The following is a 20,237-nucleotide window of genomic DNA, read 5'->3' as shown; positions in this document are numbered from 1 at the left end:
ATCTTGCTGTTGACGATCAGGATGTACGGGTCGTCGAGGACGGCTTCCTGACGGTCGGCGTCGGTGACGAAGTACGGCGAGATGTAGCCCTTGTCGAAGCGCATGCCCTCGGTGAGCTCAAGCTCCAGGCCGAAGGTGTTGCTCTCCTCGACAGTGACCACACCCTCCTTACCAACCTTGTCCATCGCTTCCGCGATCATGGAACCGATCGTCGCGTCGCCGGCCGACACCGACGCCGTGGCGGCGATCTGCTCCCTGGTCTCCACGTCCCTCGCGGCCCGGGTGAGGTCCGCGCAGACCCGCGCGACCGCGACCTCGATGCCCTTCTTCAGGCCCAGCGGGTTCGCACCGGCGGCCACGTTGCGCAGACCCTCGCGGATCAGCGCCTGGGCCAGGATGGTCGCGGTGGTGGTCCCGTCACCCGCGACGTCGTTGGTCTTGCGGGCGACCTCCTTGACGAGCTCCGCGCCGATCCGCTCGTAGGAGCCCTCGGGCTCGACCTCGCGGGCGATGGAGACGCCGTCGTTGGTCAGGGTGGGGGCGCCGAACTTGTTCGCCAGAACGACGTTGCGACCCTTGGGGCCGAGCGTGACCTTGACCGCATCGGCCAGCTGGTTCATGCCGCGCTCCAGGCCGCGCCGAGCCTCCTCGTCGAAGGCGATGATCTTCGGCATGGTTTCTGGGTCCTCCCGGGGCAGGTCTGCGGTGGCGAGGTACCAGCCATCGATGGGCGCCCGCCGCCACGGACGGTTTTCCCGCGGATGCCGGGTGGATTGCGGCTGGGCGGGCAGCCGTCGCACCGAGAATTGGCACTCGATCTCGCCGAGTGCCAATTACTGTATAGCCCACCGGCCGCGCTCAAAGGGGGTCGGCACCACGTCCGAGGGTGCGTCCCACGCCACAGCCACGGGACTGGCACCAAAGGCGTGCCCGTAGGTGCCGTCGGCGCCCGAGCGCTTTTCGGGCTTATCGCTGTGACGGCGCGGCAGGCAGCCGCACGGTCACGCACAGCCCGCCGGCGGCTCGTGGGACGAGAGTGAGGGTTCCATTGTGCGCCCGGGCGATGCTTTTGGCGATCGCCAGGCCAAGACCTACGCCCGCCTGGTCGTTGCGAATACGTTCGGTGCCGCGAACGAACGGCTCGGCGAGTGCGGAGACGATGTGTGGCGCGAGCTTCTCGCCGGTGTTTTCGACAGTGAGCACGGCCGCCCTGGGCTCCACCGTCGTCGTGACCCAGACGGTGCCCTGCTCCGGCTGGTTGTGGACGATCGCGTTGTGCACGAGGTTCGTGCTCAACTGCAGCAGGAGCGCGTGGGACCCGATCGTGGGGGCGACATCGCCGGCGGCCTCGATGGTGACGCCGTTCTTTTCTGCGAGGGGGAGAAGCGTTTCGGTGGCCTCCTCCGCCAGGAGGGAAAGGTCGACGCGCACTCGGGTGAAGGATCGACGGTCGGCGCGGCTGAGCAGGAGCATCGCCTCGGTGAGTTCGATGGCGCGCACATTGACGGCGTGCAGGCGGCCGACGAGTGCATCGACATCGCGATCCGGATCGTTGCGGGCGACGTCCAGAAGGGTCTGCGTGATCGCCAGCGGGGTGCGCAGCTCGTGGGAGGCGTTGGCCGCGAACCTCTGCTGTTCGGCCACGTGTGCTTCGAGTTGCGCGAGCATGGCGTCGAAGCTGTCCGCGAGCTCGCGGAATTCGTCGGTGCGGCCCGGCAGTCGGATGCGGTGGGAGAGCGACCCGCTCGCGGCCGTGCGCGTGGCGTCGGTGATGCGGGCCAGCGGCGCGAGCATCCGGCCGGCGAGCAGCCATCCGCCGACGAGACCGAACACCAGCAGAAAGACCAGCACGAGCGCCGTGGTCGGACCGAAATCATGCAGGGCTTCCCGGCGGCTGCGCACGATCACGACCGTGCTGGGATGAATGCTGCGCAGCAGCGAGATCCACATGGCGGCGAGCAGAACGACGCCGGCCACCATCAGGAAGCCGGCATAGCTCAGGGTGAGTTTGAGACGGACACTCAGGCCAGGAATTCTATCCATGCCCGTCTCCTTGCCCGTCTCCTTCGACCACGACGCCTGGTCCGGTATCGATGCGGTAGCCGACACCGGGAACTGTGGCGATGATCCAGGGTTCGCCGAGACGTTTGCGCAGTGCTGAGACCGTGATGCGCACGGCGTTGGTGAACGGATTGGCGTTCTCGTCCCAGGCCCGTTCCAGGAGTTCCTCGCCGCTGACGACACCGCCTTCGGCGGCGACGAGAACCTCGAGCACCGCGAACTGTTTCCGCGTGAGCGCGACATAGCGGCCGTCGCGGTAGACCTCGCGGCGGAACGCGTCCAGCCGCAGGCCGGCGATCTCGCGGACGGGCGGCCTGCTGTGGCCGCGCCTGCGGTCGAGCGCCCGGAGCCGGAGCACGAGTTCCTGGAGTGCGAACGGCTTCGTGACGTAGTCGTCGGCGCCGAGCTCGAATCCGGACGCCTTGTCGTCGAGCCGGTCCGCGGCGGTGAGCATGAGGATGGGCATGCCGCTGCCGGAGGCGATGATGCGCCTGGCGATCTCGTCGCCAGAAGGCCCGGGAATGTCGCGATCGAGGACGGCGATGTCGTACGCGTTTACGCTCAGCATCTCCAGCGCGGTGTCACCGTGACCGGCGATGTCGGCGGCGATCGCTGCCAGCCGCAGACCATCGCGGATGGCTTCCGCCAGATAAGGCTCGTCCTCGACGACCAGGACACGCATGCCCGCGATGCTAGCAGCACGCGGTATATCGGCGGCATATCGAAAAAGAAAGCCGTCACCCGCGGCGGCCGGCCGTTCACCCCCCTCCTCGAGGCGTACGACCTGGGGCGTACGGCGGGTCGCTCCGGCCCGGAAAGATCGTCCTTGAGGCTGTCGGCAGGGCCGTCGAAGATCCCTAACGTTCTGGTTGTCCGAAGACGGCGACCGAGCACGAACGCGAGGATCACATGATCGAGGCGATGGGCCTGGAGAAGCGGTACGGCGACAAGGTCGCCGTCCACGACCTCACCTTCACGGCGCGGCCGGGTGTGGTGACCGGCTTCCTCGGCCCCAACGGCGCCGGCAAGTCCACCACGATGCGGATGATCCTCGGCCTTGATCGGCCGACCCGCGGCGAGGTGCGGGTCAACGGCCGCCGCTACCGCGACGCGGTCGCCCCGATGCACGAGGTCGGCGTGATGCTGGAGGCCCGCGCGGTGCACACCGGCCGGACCGCGGCCAAGCACCTGCTTGCCCTCGCCCAGACACACGGCATCTCGCGGCGCCGGGTCAACGAGGTGATCGAGATGGTCGGGCTCGCCGACGTCGCCCGCAAGCGGGCCGGCGGGTTCTCGCTCGGGATGGGACAGCGGCTCGGCATCGCCTCCGCGCTGCTCGGCGATCCGGCGACGCTCATCCTCGACGAGCCGGTGAACGGCCTGGACCCGGAGGGCATCCGCTGGATCCGCTCCCTGCTGCGCGACCTCGCCGCCGAGGGCCGCACGGTCTTCCTCTCCTCCCACCTGATGAGCGAGATGGCACTGACCGCGACCCACCTGGTGATCGTCGGACGCGGGCGGCTCATCGCCGAGACGACCGTCGCCGAGGTCATCGCCTCCGCGTCCCCGGCCGCCGTGCACGTGCGCACGCCGCAGAGCGCGGCGCTGCGCGACGTGCTGGTCGGCGCCGGCGTCACCGTCACCGCGACCGCCGCCGACACGCTCGAGGTCACCGGCCGCACCAGCGCGCAGATCGGCGAGGCCGCCCGCACGGCGGGGCTCGCCCTGCACGAGCTGACCCCGAAGCAGGTCTCGCTCGAGGACGCGTTCATGGACCTCACCCGCAGCGCCGTCGAGTACGCCACCGAGGCCCCGCACTGCCCCCACCCCGGCACTGACGCCGAGAAGACCCTCGCCCTGGCGGGCGCCACCCGATCGGAGATCCCGACATGACCGCGCAGACGACCCAGCTGGTGGGCTCCGCCCCGTCCGTTCCGTCCGCTCCCGGGCAGCACAGTGCCCGCCCGGCCGTGCGGGTCACCCAGCTGCGGGTGCTGCGCTCCGAGTGGACCAAGCTGACCTCGCTGCGCTCCACGGTGTGGACGCTGGCGGCGGCGCTGGCGGTCACCGTGCTGCTCGGCACGATCCTGTGCCGGCTCGCGGCCAACGACTGGCCGCACTACAGCCCCGAGGGCAGGGCCACCTTCGACGCCGCCGCGACCAGCCTCAGCGGGATGTACCTGGCCCAGCTCGCCATCGGCGTCCTCGGCGTCCTGGTGATCTCCGGCGAGTACACCACCGGGATGATCCGGGCCTCGCTCGGGGTCGTGCCGCGACGCCTGCCGGTGCTGTGGGCGAAGGTGACGACGTTCGCGGTGGCGAGCTTCGTCCTCATGGTGGTGGCCAACCTGATCGCGTTCACCGCCGGTCAGGGCATGCTGTCCTCGCGGCACATCGACGTGGCGCTGTCCGACCCGGGGGTGCTGCGGGCGGTGCTGGGGACCGCGTTCTACGTCACCGCGATCGGCGTGCTGGGGATGGCGCTCGGCGCCATCCTGCGCAACACCCCGGCCGCGCTCGGCACCCTGTTCGGCGTGCTGCTGGTGCTGCCGCAGATCGTCGGCGCGCTGCCGCGCTCGCTGGCCCGCGTCGGCGACTACCTCCCCTCGACGTCGGGGGACGCGCTGATGCAGGTGACGCACGGCTCGGATCTGCCCTCGCCGACGCACGGACTGCTCGTTCTGCTCGCCTACCTGGTCGTCACGGTGACCACCGCGGCGGTCCTGCTGGTCCGTCGGGACGCCTGACCAGGCATCCCGTGCCCGCCTGACCCTCGCCTCGCCCCGGAATGGAGGTCAAGATGGTCTCCGTGGCTGTGCTGACGGACCCGCTCCAGGCGGACGAGCCCGGCGGGGATCCCGGGCCGGCATCCTCGGTAGTAGCCACCGTGATGGCAGGGCCGGCCGTGATGGCAGGGCCGGCCGTGATGGCAGGGCCGGCCGAGGCGGCCGAGCCGGGGCTGGTGCTCGGGCGGCTGCGCCACGGCCGGATCGGCCGCTTCCTGCGGGCCCATCCGAAGCTGGTCGACGGCGCCCTGGCCGCGGTGCTCGGCCTGCTCTCCTGGGCGGCGCTGCTGAACACGCTGGCCGCGTCCTCCGTCGCCCACCGGGCAGCGGTGATCGCCCTGGCGGTCGCGGGGCTGCTCCCGCTGATCTGGCGGCGCCAGTTCCCCGCCGCGGTCTTCGCGGCCTGCCTGGCCGCCGCGGTCGCCCAGACCCTGGTCGGACCCACGGTGGAGAGCAACCTCGGGGTGCCGGTGGCCTTCTACACCGTCTCCGCGCTGTGCTCGCGGCGGGTCCGGCTGGTGGCGGTGGTCGTCACGGCCGCCTCCGTCGTCCTGGCGAGCATCGCGTGGCAGAACGAGAACCGCGCCGCGCTGCTCGCCAACCTGATCGTGCTCGGCATGATCACCACGACCGTCGGGGTGCTCGGCCGCAACACGGGCACCCGGCGGGCCTACCTCGCGAGCCTCACCGACCGGGCCGCCCGCCTCGAGCGGGAACGAGACCAGCAGGCCCAGATCGCCGCCGCCGCCGAGCGGGCCCGCATCGCCCGGGAGATGCACGACGTCGTCGCGCACAACCTGTCCGTCATGATCGCCCTGGCGGACGGCGCGGAGTTCGCGCTCGACAGCTCCGTCCCGCAGGCCCGGCAGGCGATCAACCAGGTCTCGCGGACCGGGCGGGAGGCGCTGGCGGAGATGCGCCGCCTGCTGGGTGTGCTGCGGGAGGACGGTGTCGCCGACGGCACCGCGCCCCAGCCCCGGCTGAGCGACCTCGACGCGCTGATCGACCAGGTCCGCCAGGCCGGGCTGCCGGTGAGCCTCACCGTCAGCGGGAAGCCGCTGGCCCTGCCGGACGGCGTTCAGCTCACCGTCTTCCGGCTGGTCCAGGAGGCGCTGACCAACACCATGAAGCACGCCGGCCCGGGGGCCACGGCCACGGTGGCGCTGCGCTACGACCGGCGCGGGATCGCCGTCGACGTCCGGGACACCGGCCGGGGCGGTGGTGTGCCGGGGGCGGGATCGGGTGGCCAGGGCCTCGTCGGCATGCGGGAGCGAAGCGCCGTCTACGGCGGCACGGTGCTGGCCGGGCCGGGACCGGAGGGCGGATGGCGGGTCAGCACCCGGATCAACGTTGGTGGGAAGGTGCCCGGGTGACGTCCACCGGTTCGCCGTCCGCCGCCCCGCCCGCCACCACCGTCCTGCTGGTGGACGACCAGCCGCTGCTGCGGATGGGCTTCCGGATGGTGCTCGACTCGCAGGCCGACATCACCGTCGTCGGCGAGGCGGGGGACGGCACCGAGGCGGTCGCGCTCACCGCGGCGCTGCGACCGGACGTGGTGCTGATGGACGTGCGGATGCCGGGGATGAACGGCATCGAGGCGACAGGCCGCATCGTCGCGGCCGGCAGCGCGTCGCGGGTGCTGATCCTCACGACCTTCGACCTCGACGAGTACGCCTTCGCCGGGCTGCGGGCCGGGGCCAGCGGATTCCTGCTGAAGGACGTCCCTCCCGCCGACCTGCTCTCGGCGATCCGGGCGGTCGCGACCGGCGACGCGGTCGTCGCCCCCAGCATCACCCGCCGGCTGCTGGACGCCTTCGCCCACCGCCTCCCCGACGCCGCCGCGCCGGCCGGGTCGACTGGTTCCGGGACCGGCGGCTCCGGCATGCCCGCGACCGGTACCGAGGTCACCGCGACGTCCGGGACCGGCATCACGGGTCCGGGGTCATCGCCGGAAGACCAGCCGGCCGGCCGGTCTCGCGACCGACGCCTGGACCGGCTCACCGAGCGGGAGCGGGACGTGCTGGACGAGGTCGCCGCCGGCTACTCCAACGCCGAGATCGCGGCCCGGCTGGTGCTCTCCGAGGCCACAGTGAAGACCCACGTCGGCCGGATCCTGGCCAAGCTGGAACTGCGGGACCGGGTGCAGGCGGTCGTCTTCGCCTACGAGACCGGCGTCGTCCACCCCTCCGCCAACCCGCCCCGCCCGGACTGAACGGACGACCCCCGGCGGCGGGCCCCGTCCGGACGACCCGGATGGTGGCTCGTCCGCCCGGTGCCGGCGGCGGTACGTCGGGCGGCCGTGGGGTGCCGGGGCGAGACGGATCCGCGCCGGGACCGACGACGACGTGTTTCCCGTGACCGGCGAGGATCCGCTGCGTACGATGGAGCCCAATTGAACAGCCGATGGCTTCCGGTGGCGATCAGAATGCCGGTGAATTCGTGTTGCCCTGACTCTCGTGCACTGCCCCGAGGGCGTCGAGGGACCGGCCTGAATCATGCGGCCGGCCGTGGGATGACCGAGGAGTTGTATATATGGGCAGTCACGAGACGTTGCCGTTCGTCGATACCGACAGTGCCGCCTTCATGCGCGATCCGGCAGGTGCGTCGGCCGAGGCCGGGGCCGTGCGGGGCATCGCTCGCGGCCCGCACGGCGTCGAGGTGTTCGCCTACGACCAGGTGCGCGCGCTGTTAACCGACAAGCGGCTGCGCCCGCCCAGTGCCGCCTATTTCCAGGGCAGGGGCGCCACCGCGCCGATTCTCGAGTTCATCAACGACGGCCTGCTGCTGATGATGGACCCCGAACGGCACGAGAAGCTGCGGAAGATTCTGGTGAAGGGCTTCCGGCCGCGCACCATCGACCTGACCCGGCCGATGATGGCAGCCTTCGCCGAGGAACTGGTCAGCGGTTTCTCCGACCGTCGGACAATAGATTTCGTCGCGGACTTCTCACATCACTACTCCATCGGCGTGATCGCCCGTTACATCGGCGTCGAGCCGGCCGACGTGCCGATCTTCGACAGCGCCACCGTCGAGCTGCGGGTGCTCGCCGAGAACCCGATGACGCCGCACGTGTCGCGGTTGGAGAAGGCTCTCGCGGAGCTGCGCGTCTACACCCGGGGCCTGGTCGCGGCCCGGCACGAGAACCCGCGGCCCGATCTGATCAGCGACCTCATCGAGGCGCAGGAGCTCGAGGGGAGGATGACCGAGACCGAACTGATCTGGGCGGTCGTGAACGTCCTGCTCGCCGGGCACGACACCACCCGCTACCAGCTCGCCTCCTGCGTGCGGGCGCTGGTGGAGGCGGGGGCCTGGGAGCGGGTCGCGGCCGATCCCGGGCTGATCCCGTTCGCCGTGGACGAGGGCATGCGGCTGTGGCCCGTGACGACCCGGGTCGTCCGGCTGGTCACGGAACCGATGGAGATCTGCGGCGAGGCGTTCGACGTCCACGAGCCGGTGGCCCTCAGCTTCCAGGCGGCGGGGCGCGATCCAGCGGTCTTCGCCGAGCCGAACGGCCTGAACCTCGGCCGGGAGCCGGGCTGGGACATCGGCTTCGGCCGCGGCGCCCACTACTGCCTGGGGCACGCGGTGGCACGGACCGAGATGTGCGAGGCGCTGGCGGTGCTCACGCGGCGCCTGACCGACGTCGACCTCGCGGACGAGATCGTCATGCCGCCGGACTCGGCCGCCTTCATGCGCGGGCCGGCATCGCTTCCCCTTGCCTACGCGGTCCGGCCGGCGATCGGCGGTGACCGGCCCGAGCCCGTCCTGGAGCCGTCGAACCACTGAGATACGCACGTGGGGGACGCCTGGGCGCCCGTCCCCCACGTGCGGCATCGCGGCATCCTCGGCACCGCCGAGTCCACCCCTATATTAGACGAGGATCAATAGGGTGGATACCCGCCAGACGGCGTGGCGCCGGCGGGCCGTGAAAGGTTGTCGGGGTGTGGAGATGGACAGCGCGCGCAAGGGCCGCCGGCGCCCGACCCGCGACGAGGGCCCGGCGGTCACGCGGGAGCAGATCGTCGACGCGGCGTACCGCATCGCCCGCACGGAGCATCTCGACCAGATCCAGATCCGCAGGGTCGCCCGCGAGCTCGGGGTGTGGCCGCAGGCGCTCTACCACTACGTCCCCAGCAAGTCCGAGCTGCTCCGGCTCGTCGCGGACCGCGCCCTCGAGACCCGGCGGCCACCCGGCCTGCCCGCGACCGCGCCCTGGGACGAGAGGCTCCTCGACCTGTTCAACCGGACGGAGGAGGTCTTCGCCGCGCATCCGGGCCTCGTCCAGTTCCTGGTCCTGCGGCCGGACTTCGTCGGATCGGCGCACCTGGGCGCACTCGCGGAGGAGGCCCTGGGACTGCTGTTCGAGGGTGGACTGACCCCCGGCCAGGCGCTCGGGGCCTTCGGGGGCCTTGCGTCGCTCATCGTCGGCAAGGCGCAGCTGCTGGAGGCCTTCACCTCGGGGGCGCAGGTCTCGGCGCCCACGGCCGACGAGCAGCGTTTCCCCTGCCTGGCCCGAACCCTCGGCGAGGCCGCCGGCGCGGAGGTCGACCTCGCCGACGACGTCGCGACCTACATAGCCGGCCTGGCGAGTCTGTACGGCCGCGGAGAACCGCGGCGACGGAGGCACCGGTGACGACCCCCGGTCGGGCCGGGTCCGCTCCTGACGACCGGCAGCCCGCGATGGTCGGTCGACGCCCGCGTGCCGATGCCGACGAGACCAGGCTGCAACTCCTGCGGGCCGCCGAGCGCCTGTTCGCCGAGCGCGGCATCGAGGCCGTCTCGCTGCGCGACATCCACCAGGCCGCCGGCCAGCGCAACACCAGCGCGGTGAACTACCACTTCGGCGGCAAGGAAGGACTCATCCGCGCGATCATCGAGGCCCGGGCGGACGTCACGAACGCCCGGCGGATGCAGCTGCTGGCCCAGGCGGAGGCGTCCGGTCGCGGCGAGGACGCCCGGAGCCTGGTCGACGCGCTCGTCTGGCCGTTGGCCGAGGAGATCCGTCAGGGCACCTACTACGTCGGCTTCCTGTCCCGGCTGATCGTCGAGCGCGATCTCGACCGGCCGGTGCGGTACGCCGCGGACCCGGTGTGGTCCAGCGCGGTGGTGGTCGGGCGACGGCTGCGCTCCCTGCTGGCGCACGTCGACCGGTCCGTCTTCGACCTGCGCTTCCGGCTCGCCTTCGACCTGGTCGTCCACGCGCTGGCCACCGAGCAGGCCGCCGGCCGGCGCGGCGGGCCCGACCGGCTGCTGCCGTTGGACGCCTACGTCACCCACCTCGCGGACGCCGTGACGGGCCTGCTGAGCGCGCCGGGTTCGGCGGCGGATGCCTGACCCGACGGGCGGCGTCGCGCGGCCGGACGGGGCCCGCGGCCGCGCGGGCGATGACCGGCCGGTCGTCGCGGCGTTGCCCGGAAGTCATGATGGGGAGATGGCCAACAGTGTCGATGTTCGTTCGCGTCGCAGCTCGTCGACCGTGCGTGAGCTGGTGCTGCAGGCGGCGCGGGAGCTGTTTGACGGGCGGCCCTACGAGGAGGTCGGCACCCGGGAGATCGCCACGCGGGCGGGGGTGACGCACGCCCTGGTGTTCCGTCATTTCGGTACCAAGGCGAACCTGTTCGTCGAGGCCGCGTTCCAGCCCTTCCGCGACTTCGTGACCAGCTACCTCGACCAGTGGGTGCTGGAGGGGCATGGGTCGAGCGGATCGGCGCACTACACGGAGACGTTCGTCCACGGCCTGTACCGGCTGTTGCTCGACAACCGGCCGCTGCTGGTCGCAATGGCCGGGCAGTCCGGTGGCGGCTCGACGGAGCTGCGTGAACGCGCCGCCGCCTTCCTTCAGGAGATCTTCGAGCGGCTGGAGCGCGAGTCGGAGCTGGAGATCGAGGTGAAGCGCACGGTCGTCATGGACATCCGCTGCGCCGTGCGGTTCTCGTTCGGTCTCGTCTACGGGATCACCCTGCTCGACCCGCTGCTGTTCCACGACGCGTCGTCGGCCCCGTCGCGGGAGACGATCGCGGAGGAGATGTCGGGGTTCGTGCTGCGTGGAACGCTCCTTCGGACCGAGGGCCTTGCGGACCCCGGCTGACGCGGGTGACGGTGCCGCCGCACCGCCGTCACTCCGGCACGACGGCAAAGGAATCCATGTCCTACATTTCTACTGGCGCCCGACGAGAGTGCAGGCTATGTTGGCGTTGATCCTGGATAGCTAGCCCTGATCTTCAGGGTGCTGGCCGTCGCATCACGGTCGACCCCCTCGGTGCGTGGCCTGCCGTCGTCGCGGTCGCGCCGCGAGAATGAGGTGTCCGAAGATGAGTGAGCCCTCCGCGAGAAGCGGGCCGGTGGCCGCGGTCGTGGTGATCGTGGCGAAGTCCGGGCGTGCCGACGACCTGGCCGCGCTGCTCACCCGGATGGCCGAGGCGGCGACCGACGAGGGCACCGACGCCTACGCCGTGCATCAGGACTCGCGTCAGCCCGAACGGTTCTTCCTGTTCGAGCACTACCGCGACCGGACGGCCTTCACGCTGCACCGCGGCAACGAGACCCTGAACAGCCTGGGCGAGCAGCTCGGGGAGCTGGCCGAGTCGACGGAGATCATCCTGGGTCGGCCGCTTCCCGGGTCCCGCCCGCCGGGTGCCTCCCCGCGGGGCTGACGGTGGGGGCGAGGATGGCGCAGACGGCTCGCGAGGATCCGGCGGGCGACCGCGGCCACGAGGATGACGACAGCGACCGGGAGTCACTGACCGCGTTCCTGGACCGGGCCCGGGTGTTCCTCGCCGGCGCGCCCGAGGTCGGTCGGCGGTCCGAGACCACGGGCCTCGCCCGGAGCGAGGCCGGTGACGGTGAGCGGGTGGGGGACGGGGACGGTGGTCAGCGCGCGTCACGTCCGCCGCTGGTCTGGGGCGAGGGCTCGGACGAGGTCAACCTGCTGCCGGAGCACAGCCCCGAGGAGGACGAGCGGATCGTCGCCGCGGCGCGCCGGTTCAAGGCGGCCGAGTACGCCGCCGGCTTCGGCTGGATCGACGGGCCGACCGAGTACGGCGGTGCCGGCCTGCCCGTCTCCTACCTGGACGCCTACCTCGACCTGCGCGGCCAGTACGACGTGCCGGACCTCGCGGTCTTCGGCCTCGGCCTGGGCATGATCTCCCCGACGCTGCTCGCCCACGGAAGCGAGTCGGCGAAGCGCATTTACCTTCCCCGGCTGCACGCGGGGGAGGCGATCGGCTGCCAGCTGTTCAGCGAACCCGGCGCGGGGTCGGATCTCGCCTCCCTGCGCACCCGGGCCGTGCGCGACGGCGACGAGTGGGTCATCACCGGGCAGAAGGTCTGGACCACGAACGGGCACCTCAGCGACGTCGGCGAGGTCCTGTGCCGGACCAGTCCGGAGGCGCCCAAGCACCGCGGGATCACCGCCTTCCTCGTCGACATGCACGCCCCCGGGGTCGAGGTGCGGCCGCTGCGCCAGATGACCGGCGGGGCGAGCTTCAACGAGGTGTTCCTGACCGAGGTCCGGGTGCCCGACGAGAACCGCCTCGGCGCCGTGGACGACGGCTGGCGGGTCGCCACCACCACCCTGATGAACGAACGCAGCACCGCGAGCGACCTCGGCGGCAGCCTGGCCGCCATCCTCGATCGGCTGATCATGCTGGCCCGCTGGTCGGGGCGGCTCGCCGATCCGGTGGTGCGGGACCGGTTGAGCGACACCGTCATGCATGTCCGTCTCGCCGGCTACGCCACCGAGCGCGCGCACCTGGCCCGCACGGCCGGCACCCCGGGCCCCGAACACTCGGTCGGCAAGCTGGTCTGGACGAACAACCTGCGCCGCATCTCCGACCTGCTCACCGACATCCTCGGCCCGCGCCTGATCGCCGACACCGGCGAGTGGGGCACGTTCGCCTGGACGACGCTCGTCCTCGGTGTCCCCGGCATCCGGGTCTCGGCCGGCACCGACGAGATCATGAAGAACATCCTCGCCGAACGGGTCCTCGGTCTGCCGCGCGAGCCCTCGCCGGCCCGGACCACCTCGGCACCGGGCGGGAACGGGAAGGACGGGAATGTCTGACGACGCGGCCGCCGAACGGCGGGAGCTGCGGGACACCGCCCGGCGGTTCCTGGCCGAACGCTCCTCGGAGCAGGACGTCCGCCGGCTGATGGACGACCCCGGGCACGACCCGGCGCTCTGGGAGCTGATGGGCCGTGACCTGGGCTGGCAGGGACTCGCGATGCCCGAGGCCCACGGTGGCGCGGGATACGGCTGGGACGAGCTGGTGATCGTCTTCGAGGAGATGGGCCGGGCGCTGCTGGGCGCGCCGTTCCTCGCCACGGTGGCCCTCGCGGCGGGCGCGCTGCTGGAGTCGGGAGACGTCGAGGCGCAGGCCCGGTACCTGCCCGACCTCGCCGCCGGCCGGGTCGTGGCGACGCTCGCCGCGGCCGGCGACGACGGCCTGCCTGACCTCGAGGCGGTCGGTGTGCGGGCGACCTGGGCGGCGCAGGGTGGATGGCGCCTCACCGGCCGGGTTCCGTTCGTGCTCGACGGCCAGCATGCGGCGCTGGTGCTGCTGCCGGCGCGCACCCCCGACGGCGTCACCCTGTTCGCTGTGGACGTCCCCGGCGCGGGCGTCGAGGTGACCGCGCTGGAGACCCTGGACCTGACGCGTGGCCTGGCCGTCGTCCGCGTCGACGACACGCCCGCGCGGCAGGTGGGCCGGTCCGGCGACGGCGCCCGGATCGTCGGCCGGGCGCTGGAGTTCGGCAGCGTCGCGCTTGCCGCCGAGCAGACCGGCGGGGCCGCCCGATGCCTCGACATGGCGGTGGGCTACGCCCGTACCCGGGAACAGTTCGGCCGACCGATCGGCTCCTTTCAGGCGGTGAAGCACATCTGCGCCGACATCTTCGTCGCCGTGGAGGCCGCCCGCAGCGCGCTGTTCGAGGCCACCCGGCAGGCGAACCGGCACGTGGCCGGGGCGGCGGCGGAACTGTCCGCCGCCGCCCACCTCGCGCAGGCCATCTGCTCGGAGTCGTTCGTCCACGCGGCGACCGCGAACATCCAGGTCCACGGCGGCATCGGCTTCACCTGGGAGCACCCGGCGCACCTGTACTTCCGCCGGGCCCGCAGCAGCGAGATCCTCCTGGGTACCCCCGCCCATCACCGCCGTGAATACGCGCGCCTGCTTGGGCTCGCCGCCTGAGCACCCGCCTCAGGCACCGCGGAAGTGGGGCGCGCGACCTTCGCTGAAGGCGAGGAAACCCTCGTGGGCGTCGGCGGTCTCCAACAGGTGATGGTGCCGGTCCATCTCGATCTCGATGAAGGTCCCGAAGTCGGTCTTCTGGGCGGCCAGGTAGTGGCGCTTGAGGGAACGGGCGGCGAGCGGGGGCAGCGCGGCCAGCCTCGCCGTCAGGGCCCCCACGGCGGTGGGAAAGTCGTCGTCGTCATGCACGCTGTGGACCAGACCGTAGCGGAGGGCCTGCTCCGCGTCGATCTTCTCGTCCAGCAGCGATATCCGCTTGGCGGTGGCCTCGCCGACCAGCCGCGGCAGCAGCCACGGTATTCCCATGTCCCCCGCTACGCCCACCGACATAAACGCGGATCGGAACACCGCGCGCCGGGCGGAAATCCGGAGGTCGCAGGCAAGCGCAAAGCCCAGCCCGGCACCCGCGCAGGCGCCGTTGATGGCGGCGACCGTCGGCATGGGGTATTCGTACAGCCGTTTGGGCAGGGAGTTGTCCGCGGTGACCGGCGAGATGCCGGGGCCAGGGCCGCCAGCCGCGCTGAAGCCTCTCACGTCGGCTCCGGGGCAGAAAGACCGTCCCGCGCCGGTGAGCACCAGAACGCGCACATCGTCGCGGCTGGCTGCCTCCGTCAGCGCCCGATCCAGCTCGCCGGCCATGATCAGGTTGAGGCCGTTGAAGTTGTCGGGACGATTGAAGGTGATGGTGCCGACACCGTTGGGGTCGACGGAGAAGAGAATCGACGAGTATCCTGACATTGCGTTCCTCACAACAGCCGCGCGGAATGGGGGCCGGGAAAATATCCCGTCGCCGTGCGATGTACCGTAAACGTATACAGGGATGGTTCGATAACGTCGACAGGGCAGGGATCGTGAGAGCCGACGACCACGGGGCAGCCACGCCGGGCACGGACGCGGCCGGGCCCCCGAACCGCACGCGCGCGGCGTGGGTGGCGCGGCAGATCGAGGCGGACATCATCGCCCGCGGCTGGCCGGTGGGGGAGGCGCTCGGTTCCGAGGCCCAGCTCATCGAGCGGTTCGGGGTGGGGCGGCCGGTGCTGCGGGAGGCGTTCCGCATCCTGGAGAGCCGGTGGGTCGCCAAGCCCCGCCCCGGTCCGGGCGGGGGGCTCGTGGTCACCGCGCCGCGACGCAGCAGCGTGCGCGATGTGGCCCGGCTGTTCCTCGACTATGTCGGATTCGCCGATGACGACCTGTACAGCGTGTGGGAGATCCTCGAGGTCGCCGCCGTCGCCCAGCTCGCGATGCGGATCGACGACGAGGGCATCGCCGCGCTGCGGGCGGCGGTGCGCGTCGAGGAGGACGTCACCGACCTGCGCGAGCAGATCGTCACCGTGCATACCGAGATCGGGCGACTGGTCGGCAACCCGTTCATCGAGCTGTTCCTCTACATCGTCAGCGACCTCAGCCGGGTGCACGGCGTCGACCCGACCGACGAGCAGCGCCGCTGGCTGCACACCCGGCATGTCGAGCTGGTGGAGGCGATCGTGGCCGGTGACGTCCTCGGTGCCCAGCGCCTGACCCGGCGGCTGCTGAGCGCGCTGGCCAGAAGCCGGTCGCTGAACGTCGTCCGCCCGCCCGACCCTGGACGCCGTCAGCAGGACTGACGGCGTGCCGGCCGCCGCCCGCGCGCCTGGGTGATCCGCGAGCACGCTGATCATCAGTCCTGGTCCGCCGCCTTCGTGCGGGCCTCGTGGACCACGCCCTCGGCGATCAGGCCGTCGATCTCGTCCTTCGCGAAGCCCCAGCGCGCGAGTTCCGTGCGGCTGTCCGCCCCGGGTGCCGTCGGCGCCGGCCCGATCCGGCCGGGGGTCCGGGACAGCCGGGGCGCCGGCTGCGGCTGCATGACGCCGAACGCCTCGGTGAAGGTGCCGCGCGCGGCGAGATGGTCACCCGCCGGCGCCTCCGACATGCTCATCACGGGTGAGACGCACGCGTCGACGTCCGTGAAGACCTCGGCCCACTCGTCGCGGGTGCGGGCGGCGAACGCCTCGGTGAACATCGCGCGCATCCGCGGCCAGCCGGCCTGGTCGTGCTGCGCCGGCACGTCGGCCAGCTCCAGCGTCCGGACCAGCGCGGCGAAGAACTGTGGCTCCATGGCACCCACCGCCACGTACCGCCCGTCCGCGCAGCGGTAGGTGTCGTAGAAGGGAGCGGCGCCGTCGAGCAGGTTCGCGCCGCGCTCGTCGGCCCACATCCCGTTCGCGAGCGCGCCGTAGGCCATCGCCATCAGGTAGGAGGCGCCGTCCACCATCGCCGCGTCGACGACCTGGCCGCGGCCGCTGCGCTCCCGCTCGAGCAGGGCGCCGAGGACGCCGACGACGAGGAACATCGCGCCGCCACCGAAGTCGGCGACGAGGTTCAGCGGCGGCACCGGCGCCTCGCCGCGGCGGCCGATGGCGTGCAGCGCCCCGGTGACGGCGAGATAGTTGATGTCGTGCCCGGCCCGCGGGGCCAGCGGACCCTCCTGCCCCCAGCCGGTCATCCGCGAGTAGACCAGCCGGGGATTGCGGGCGACGCACACGTCGGGCCCGACGCCCAGGCGCTCGGCGACACCCGGCCGGAACGCCTCGACGAGGACGTCGGCCCGCTCGACCAGCCGCAGCACGACCTCGGCGCCGCCCGGTTGGCCGAGATTGACCGCGACGGACGGCCGGGAGCGGTGCATGACCTCCCGCTCGGGCGGCGCCCACACCTGGCCGCCGGGACGTTCCACCCGCACGACCTCGGCGCCGAGGTCCGCCATCAGGGTGCAGGCGAGCTGGATCGGGCCGATGCCGGCGAGCTCGACCACCCGGACGCCGGCCAGCGGACCGGGCGGGGTCGGGTCCGTCGCTGCGTTCGTCACGTCGGTCTCCCTGCATTCCAGTAGCTGGATTTCTCGCAGCGGACTGCTGCGTATCGGCTGTCCTGCGGTGGCTGCCCGTCGGAGGCTCGACAGTCGAAGCCTATTCCGACACCATGTTTGCCGTCGAGAGATCCACAGCCGGCCGGGTCGCGGGCCGGGTTCGGAGGTCGTCCGTGAGCCCTCGTTCCAGCCTGACGGATCGTGAGTCGTGTGTGCTCGGCGCGGTGCTGGAGCGCCAGGCACGCACGCGCCCGGACGCGGACTTCGTCCTCTTCGAGGAGGCCGGCGACGCCGGGGGCGCCATGGGCGCCGTGCGGTGGAGTTACGCGGACACGTGGCGGCTGGCCCGGCGCAGTGCCGCCGGGCTGCAGGCGCTGGGCGTCGGGTTCGGTGAGCCCGTGCTGTCCTGGTTACCCAACGGTCCGTGGGCGCTGCGGACCTGGTTCGGGGCCAACCTGCTCGGCTCCGTGTACACGCCGGTGAACACGGCCTACCGCGGCGCCCTGCTCGAACGCGTCCTGCGCAACTCCGAGGCCCGGGTGCTGGTCGCCCACCCGTCCCTGCTCGAACGGTTGCGCCAGGTGGACACGGCCGAGTTGCGCACCGTCGTGGTCGTGGGCGGGCCGGCGGGCGAGGCACGGACGGCGGCCGGGCTGCCGGCGGGCATCGAGGTGCTCGACGTGGACGTCCTCGACCGGGACGACGACGACTGGCCCGGCCCGGCCCGCTCGCCCGAGCCATGGGACACCCAGTCGATCATGTACACGTCCGGGACGACCGGGCCGTCCAAGGGAGTGCTGATCTCCTACCGGCAGCACCACGCGGCCGCCCGGGCCGTCGACGGGATGGACGAGACCGACCGCTACCTGGTCAACACGCCGCTGTTTCACTCCGCCGCCACGCTGCCCATCGCCAACATGCTCGCGGTCGGCGGTTCGGTCGCGGTGGTGCCCGGGTTCCGCACCCAGGACTTCTGGTCGACCGTCGAGCGGACCGGCGTCACCCAGTGCAACCTGCTCGGCGCCATGACGTCGTTCCTGGTCGCGGATGAGGGGGCCGACTTCCGGCCGGAGCGCCACCGGCTGCGCGGCGTCTGCGTCAACCCGTTCACCGCCGACGCCGTCGCCTTCGGCCGTCGGTTCGGGGTCCGGGTGTGGACCGCCTACAACAGCACCGAGCTGTCGACCCCGATCCTGACCGGCGCCGACCGGCCGAGCACACCGGGGACGTGCGGACGGGCCCGCGCCGGCTTCGACCTGCGCCTCGTCGACGACGTCGACCAGGAGGTCGCGGACGGCGAGCCCGGCGAGTTGATCATCCGCGCGGACGAGCCGTGGACGATCAGTACCGGCTACCACCGGATGCCGGCGGCGACCACCGCGGCGTGGCGCAACGGCTGGTTCCACACCGGCGACGCGTTCCGGCGCACCCCGGACGGGGAGTACGTGTTCGTCGACCGGCTCAAGGACGTCATCCGGCGGCGTGGGGAGAACGTCTCGTCGATGGAGGTGGAGGCCGAGGCGGTGACCCATCCTGCGGTCGCCGGCGCGGCGGCGGTCGGCGTGGCCGGCGAGCACGCCGAGCAGGAGATCCTGCTGGTCGTGCAGGCGGCGCCCGGGCGGGAGGTCGATCACCGGGCGCTGGTCGAGCACCTGGCCGGCAGGCTGCCCTACTTCATGGTCCCGCGGTACCTGCGGACGGTCGACGAGCTGCCGCTGACGCCGACCGGCAAAGTGCGCAAGGACGTGCTGCGGGCCGAGGCGGTGACGGCCGACACCTGGGACCGGGAGTCGGCCGGTCTGGTGTTCCGCCGCGAGCGGCTCACCTGAGGCGTTCGCGCGCGCAAACGGGGGCGAAGCGGGTGGTCGACTGACAGAGGTGGGTGCTGAGTCGCTGATGGCATTGACAACGGTTTTCATTTTTTGGAAGCTGTCGGTGATCGATGACTGACTCATCCCCAGCTGGAGGTACCGCATGTCGCTGACCGTCTCTCCCGACCTGCTCGCCGCCGCCGAGGCCGGCGACGTCGACGACGACGCGTTCGTCGCCTGCGTGCGCGACTCGCTGCCGTACGCCTACGGCCTCGTGGCGGACCTGGCCGGGCGGCTGTCCGCGCCGGTCGACCTCGCCGACAACCTCGTCGCCCCGCCGGACGAGCGGGCGCAGGGCGAGCTGCTGCGCGCGATGGCGAGCACGGCCATCCGCGGGGCGCTGGAGCGGCACTTCGGCGTGGCGCTGGCGTTCCAGAACTGCCACCGCGTCGCGGCCTTCCGGCCGCAGGCGGTGGGAGGCGAGGCGTACCGCCGGTTCGTGTCCGTCGAGGGCCAGGTCCTCAACCAGCAGCCGGAGTTCGTCAACTGCTGACGAGGCCGGTGCCCCGGCGGCGTCCGGCTATCGTGGCGGGACCGTCATGGGCGTCCGCCTCGGCCGAACCCCTGCGCCTCGGCACGCGCGCCGTTCACATCGTCCTCTCACGGCTGATGTCCTCGCATGGCGGACGGCCGGGCATCGGCATCGGGGCGTAGCGAGGGGCAGGTGGGGGCGGCGGCGTTCGGGATGGGCCCGGGTGGCCGGCGGCGGCTGGTCAGCGGCGTCGCGGTCGTCGCCGCCGGCGCGCTCGTGGCGCTGCTCGTCCTCGCCGCCGGGCACGACGGCGGGTTCCGGTGGGAACTCGCCGTGCACCGGTGGGCGTTGCGGCACCGCGCGCGCGGGCTGACAGACGCCGCCATCGCCGTGACCACCACGGGCAGCGGTGTCCCGGCCTACGCACTCGCCGCGCTCGCCGGGGTGCTGGCGGCGGGCCGGGGGTCGGCGCGGGCCCGGGTGGCCGCCGTCGGCGCCATGTTCGTCCTCGTCGCGGGGCAGCTGGTGCGGTTCGGGCTGTCCAGGCTCATCGATCGGGCCCGCCCGCCCGCGGCGGACTGGGCGTGGCAGGCCACCGGCGCCGCCCTGCCCTCCGGGCACACCACCACGTCGGCGCTGGTCGCCGCGGGACTGGCCGCGGCGCTGCTGCGGCACGCCCATCGGCGCGGCACCCGGATCGCGGCGGTGGCGCTGCCGCTGGCCTGGGCGTGCGCCGTCGGGCTGAGCCGGATCTACCTCGGCATGCACTGGCCGCTTGACGTGGCCGCCGGCTGGCTGCTGGCCACCGTGCTCGTCAGCGTCACCTTCCCGCTGCTCGCCCGAGCCGGCCGGCGGATCGCGCCCCCGAACCCACCGCCCTCGACGCCGCGCTGACCGGACTCGCCGGCGCCATCGCCGGGCAGGTGCTGCGGCCCGGCATCGACGCCTACGCGG

At 72.2% G+C, this 20,237-nt stretch carries 20 protein-coding genes; 15 read left to right on the top strand and 5 right to left on the bottom strand.

All coding sequences use genetic code 11. The features are described 5' to 3' along the window. The 3 genes from AC6EXY_RS12675 to AC6EXY_RS12665 all read right to left on the bottom strand — a co-directional run. Positions 1-674, bottom strand: a 674-nt coding sequence (locus AC6EXY_RS12675) for a TCP-1/cpn60 chaperonin family protein (protein WP_499817487.1), incomplete at its 3' end; no start/stop codon positions are given. Positions 675-966: 292 nt separating this feature from the next. Continuing rightward, the gene (locus tag AC6EXY_RS12670; RefSeq protein WP_279354653.1) at positions 967-2,109 is read right to left on the bottom strand and encodes a sensor histidine kinase; all 1,143 of its coding nucleotides are present in this window, start codon (positions 2,107-2,109) and stop codon (positions 967-969) included. Beyond that, positions 2,036-2,743, bottom strand: a complete 708-nt coding sequence (locus AC6EXY_RS12665; RefSeq protein WP_499817488.1) for a response regulator transcription factor — start codon at positions 2,741-2,743, stop codon at positions 2,036-2,038. Before AC6EXY_RS12665 ends, AC6EXY_RS12670 begins: the two co-directional genes overlap by 74 nt. A 227-nt stretch (positions 2,744-2,970) precedes the next feature. Between AC6EXY_RS12665 and AC6EXY_RS12660 the strand changes: the two genes are divergently transcribed. From AC6EXY_RS12660 to AC6EXY_RS12610, 11 genes are all read left to right on the top strand, one after another. Continuing rightward, positions 2,971-3,954 (top strand): ABC transporter ATP-binding protein, encoded by a 984-nt coding sequence (locus tag AC6EXY_RS12660; RefSeq protein WP_499817489.1) that lies wholly within the window; start codon positions 2,971-2,973, stop codon positions 3,952-3,954. Beyond that, positions 3,951-4,808 (top strand): ABC transporter permease, encoded by an 858-nt coding sequence (locus AC6EXY_RS12655; protein ID WP_115537973.1) that lies wholly within the window; start codon positions 3,951-3,953, stop codon positions 4,806-4,808. The genes AC6EXY_RS12660 and AC6EXY_RS12655 overlap by 4 nt, the downstream gene beginning before the upstream one ends. Positions 4,809-4,870: 62 nt before the next feature. Next, positions 4,871-6,220: a sensor histidine kinase gene (locus tag AC6EXY_RS12650; RefSeq protein ID WP_499817490.1), complete on the top strand. Its 1,350-nt coding sequence runs from the start codon at positions 4,871-4,873 to the stop codon at positions 6,218-6,220. Between the two features lie 74 nt (positions 6,221-6,294). Further along, positions 6,295-7,059, top strand: coding sequence for a response regulator (locus AC6EXY_RS12645; protein WP_243407248.1), 765 nt, complete (start codon positions 6,295-6,297; stop codon positions 7,057-7,059). A gap of 320 nt (positions 7,060-7,379) precedes the next feature. Next, positions 7,380-8,633, top strand: coding sequence for a cytochrome P450 (locus tag AC6EXY_RS12640; RefSeq protein ID WP_499817491.1), 1,254 nt, complete (start codon positions 7,380-7,382; stop codon positions 8,631-8,633). Positions 8,634-8,796: 163 nt separating this feature from the next. Beyond that, positions 8,797-9,480: a TetR/AcrR family transcriptional regulator gene (locus AC6EXY_RS12635; protein WP_243407249.1), complete on the top strand. Its 684-nt coding sequence runs from the start codon at positions 8,797-8,799 to the stop codon at positions 9,478-9,480. Continuing rightward, positions 9,477-10,181, top strand: a complete 705-nt coding sequence (locus tag AC6EXY_RS12630) for a TetR/AcrR family transcriptional regulator (RefSeq protein WP_133150577.1) — start codon at positions 9,477-9,479, stop codon at positions 10,179-10,181. Before AC6EXY_RS12635 ends, AC6EXY_RS12630 begins: the two co-directional genes overlap by 4 nt. A gap of 97 nt (positions 10,182-10,278) precedes the next feature. Further along, the gene (locus tag AC6EXY_RS12625; protein WP_165818249.1) at positions 10,279-10,935 is read left to right on the top strand and encodes a TetR/AcrR family transcriptional regulator; all 657 of its coding nucleotides are present in this window, start codon (positions 10,279-10,281) and stop codon (positions 10,933-10,935) included. A gap of 223 nt (positions 10,936-11,158) precedes the next feature. After that, the gene (locus AC6EXY_RS12620; protein WP_165818250.1) at positions 11,159-11,500 is read left to right on the top strand and encodes a putative quinol monooxygenase; all 342 of its coding nucleotides are present in this window, start codon (positions 11,159-11,161) and stop codon (positions 11,498-11,500) included. Between the two features lie 14 nt (positions 11,501-11,514). Further along, positions 11,515-12,909, top strand: a complete 1,395-nt coding sequence (locus tag AC6EXY_RS12615; RefSeq protein WP_101830570.1) for an acyl-CoA dehydrogenase family protein — start codon at positions 11,515-11,517, stop codon at positions 12,907-12,909. Further along, a complete protein-coding gene (locus tag AC6EXY_RS12610; RefSeq protein WP_499817492.1) occupies positions 12,902-14,035 on the top strand; it encodes an acyl-CoA dehydrogenase family protein in 1,134 nt (377 codons plus the stop codon). The genes AC6EXY_RS12615 and AC6EXY_RS12610 overlap by 8 nt, the downstream gene beginning before the upstream one ends. A 9-nt stretch (positions 14,036-14,044) precedes the next feature. On the opposite strand, the gene AC6EXY_RS12605 is transcribed toward AC6EXY_RS12610, so the two are convergent. Beyond that, on the bottom strand, positions 14,045-14,833 hold the full coding sequence (locus AC6EXY_RS12605; RefSeq protein ID WP_101830572.1) for an enoyl-CoA hydratase/isomerase family protein: 789 nt from the start codon (positions 14,831-14,833) through the stop codon (positions 14,045-14,047). Positions 14,834-14,946: 113 nt separating this feature from the next. Between AC6EXY_RS12605 and AC6EXY_RS12600 the strand changes: the two genes are divergently transcribed. Next, the gene (locus tag AC6EXY_RS12600) at positions 14,947-15,699 is read left to right on the top strand and encodes a FadR/GntR family transcriptional regulator (protein WP_499817493.1); all 753 of its coding nucleotides are present in this window, start codon (positions 14,947-14,949) and stop codon (positions 15,697-15,699) included. Positions 15,700-15,752: 53 nt separating this feature from the next. Here the strand turns inward: AC6EXY_RS12600 and AC6EXY_RS12595 are convergent, their stop codons facing one another. Then, positions 15,753-16,940, bottom strand: a complete 1,188-nt coding sequence (locus tag AC6EXY_RS12595) for a CaiB/BaiF CoA transferase family protein (protein WP_101830574.1) — start codon at positions 16,938-16,940, stop codon at positions 15,753-15,755. 173 nt (positions 16,941-17,113) lie between these two features. Between AC6EXY_RS12595 and AC6EXY_RS12590 the strand changes: the two genes are divergently transcribed. From AC6EXY_RS12590 to AC6EXY_RS12580, 3 genes are all read left to right on the top strand, one after another. Then, on the top strand, positions 17,114-18,769 hold the full coding sequence (locus AC6EXY_RS12590; protein ID WP_499817494.1) for an AMP-binding protein: 1,656 nt from the start codon (positions 17,114-17,116) through the stop codon (positions 18,767-18,769). 145 nt (positions 18,770-18,914) lie between these two features. Continuing rightward, positions 18,915-19,304 (top strand): SCO5389 family protein, encoded by a 390-nt coding sequence (locus AC6EXY_RS12585; protein ID WP_101830576.1) that lies wholly within the window; start codon positions 18,915-18,917, stop codon positions 19,302-19,304. Positions 19,305-19,475: 171 nt separating this feature from the next. Beyond that, complete coding sequence (locus tag AC6EXY_RS12580; protein ID WP_243407247.1) at positions 19,476-20,177, top strand: phosphatase PAP2 family protein; 702 nt, start codon at positions 19,476-19,478, stop codon at positions 20,175-20,177. The last annotated feature ends 60 nt before the right edge of the window (positions 20,178-20,237 follow it).

It is taken from the genome of Frankia sp. RB5, assembly GCF_059816245.1.
This window is presented reverse-complemented; position numbering and strand designations above follow the sequence as displayed.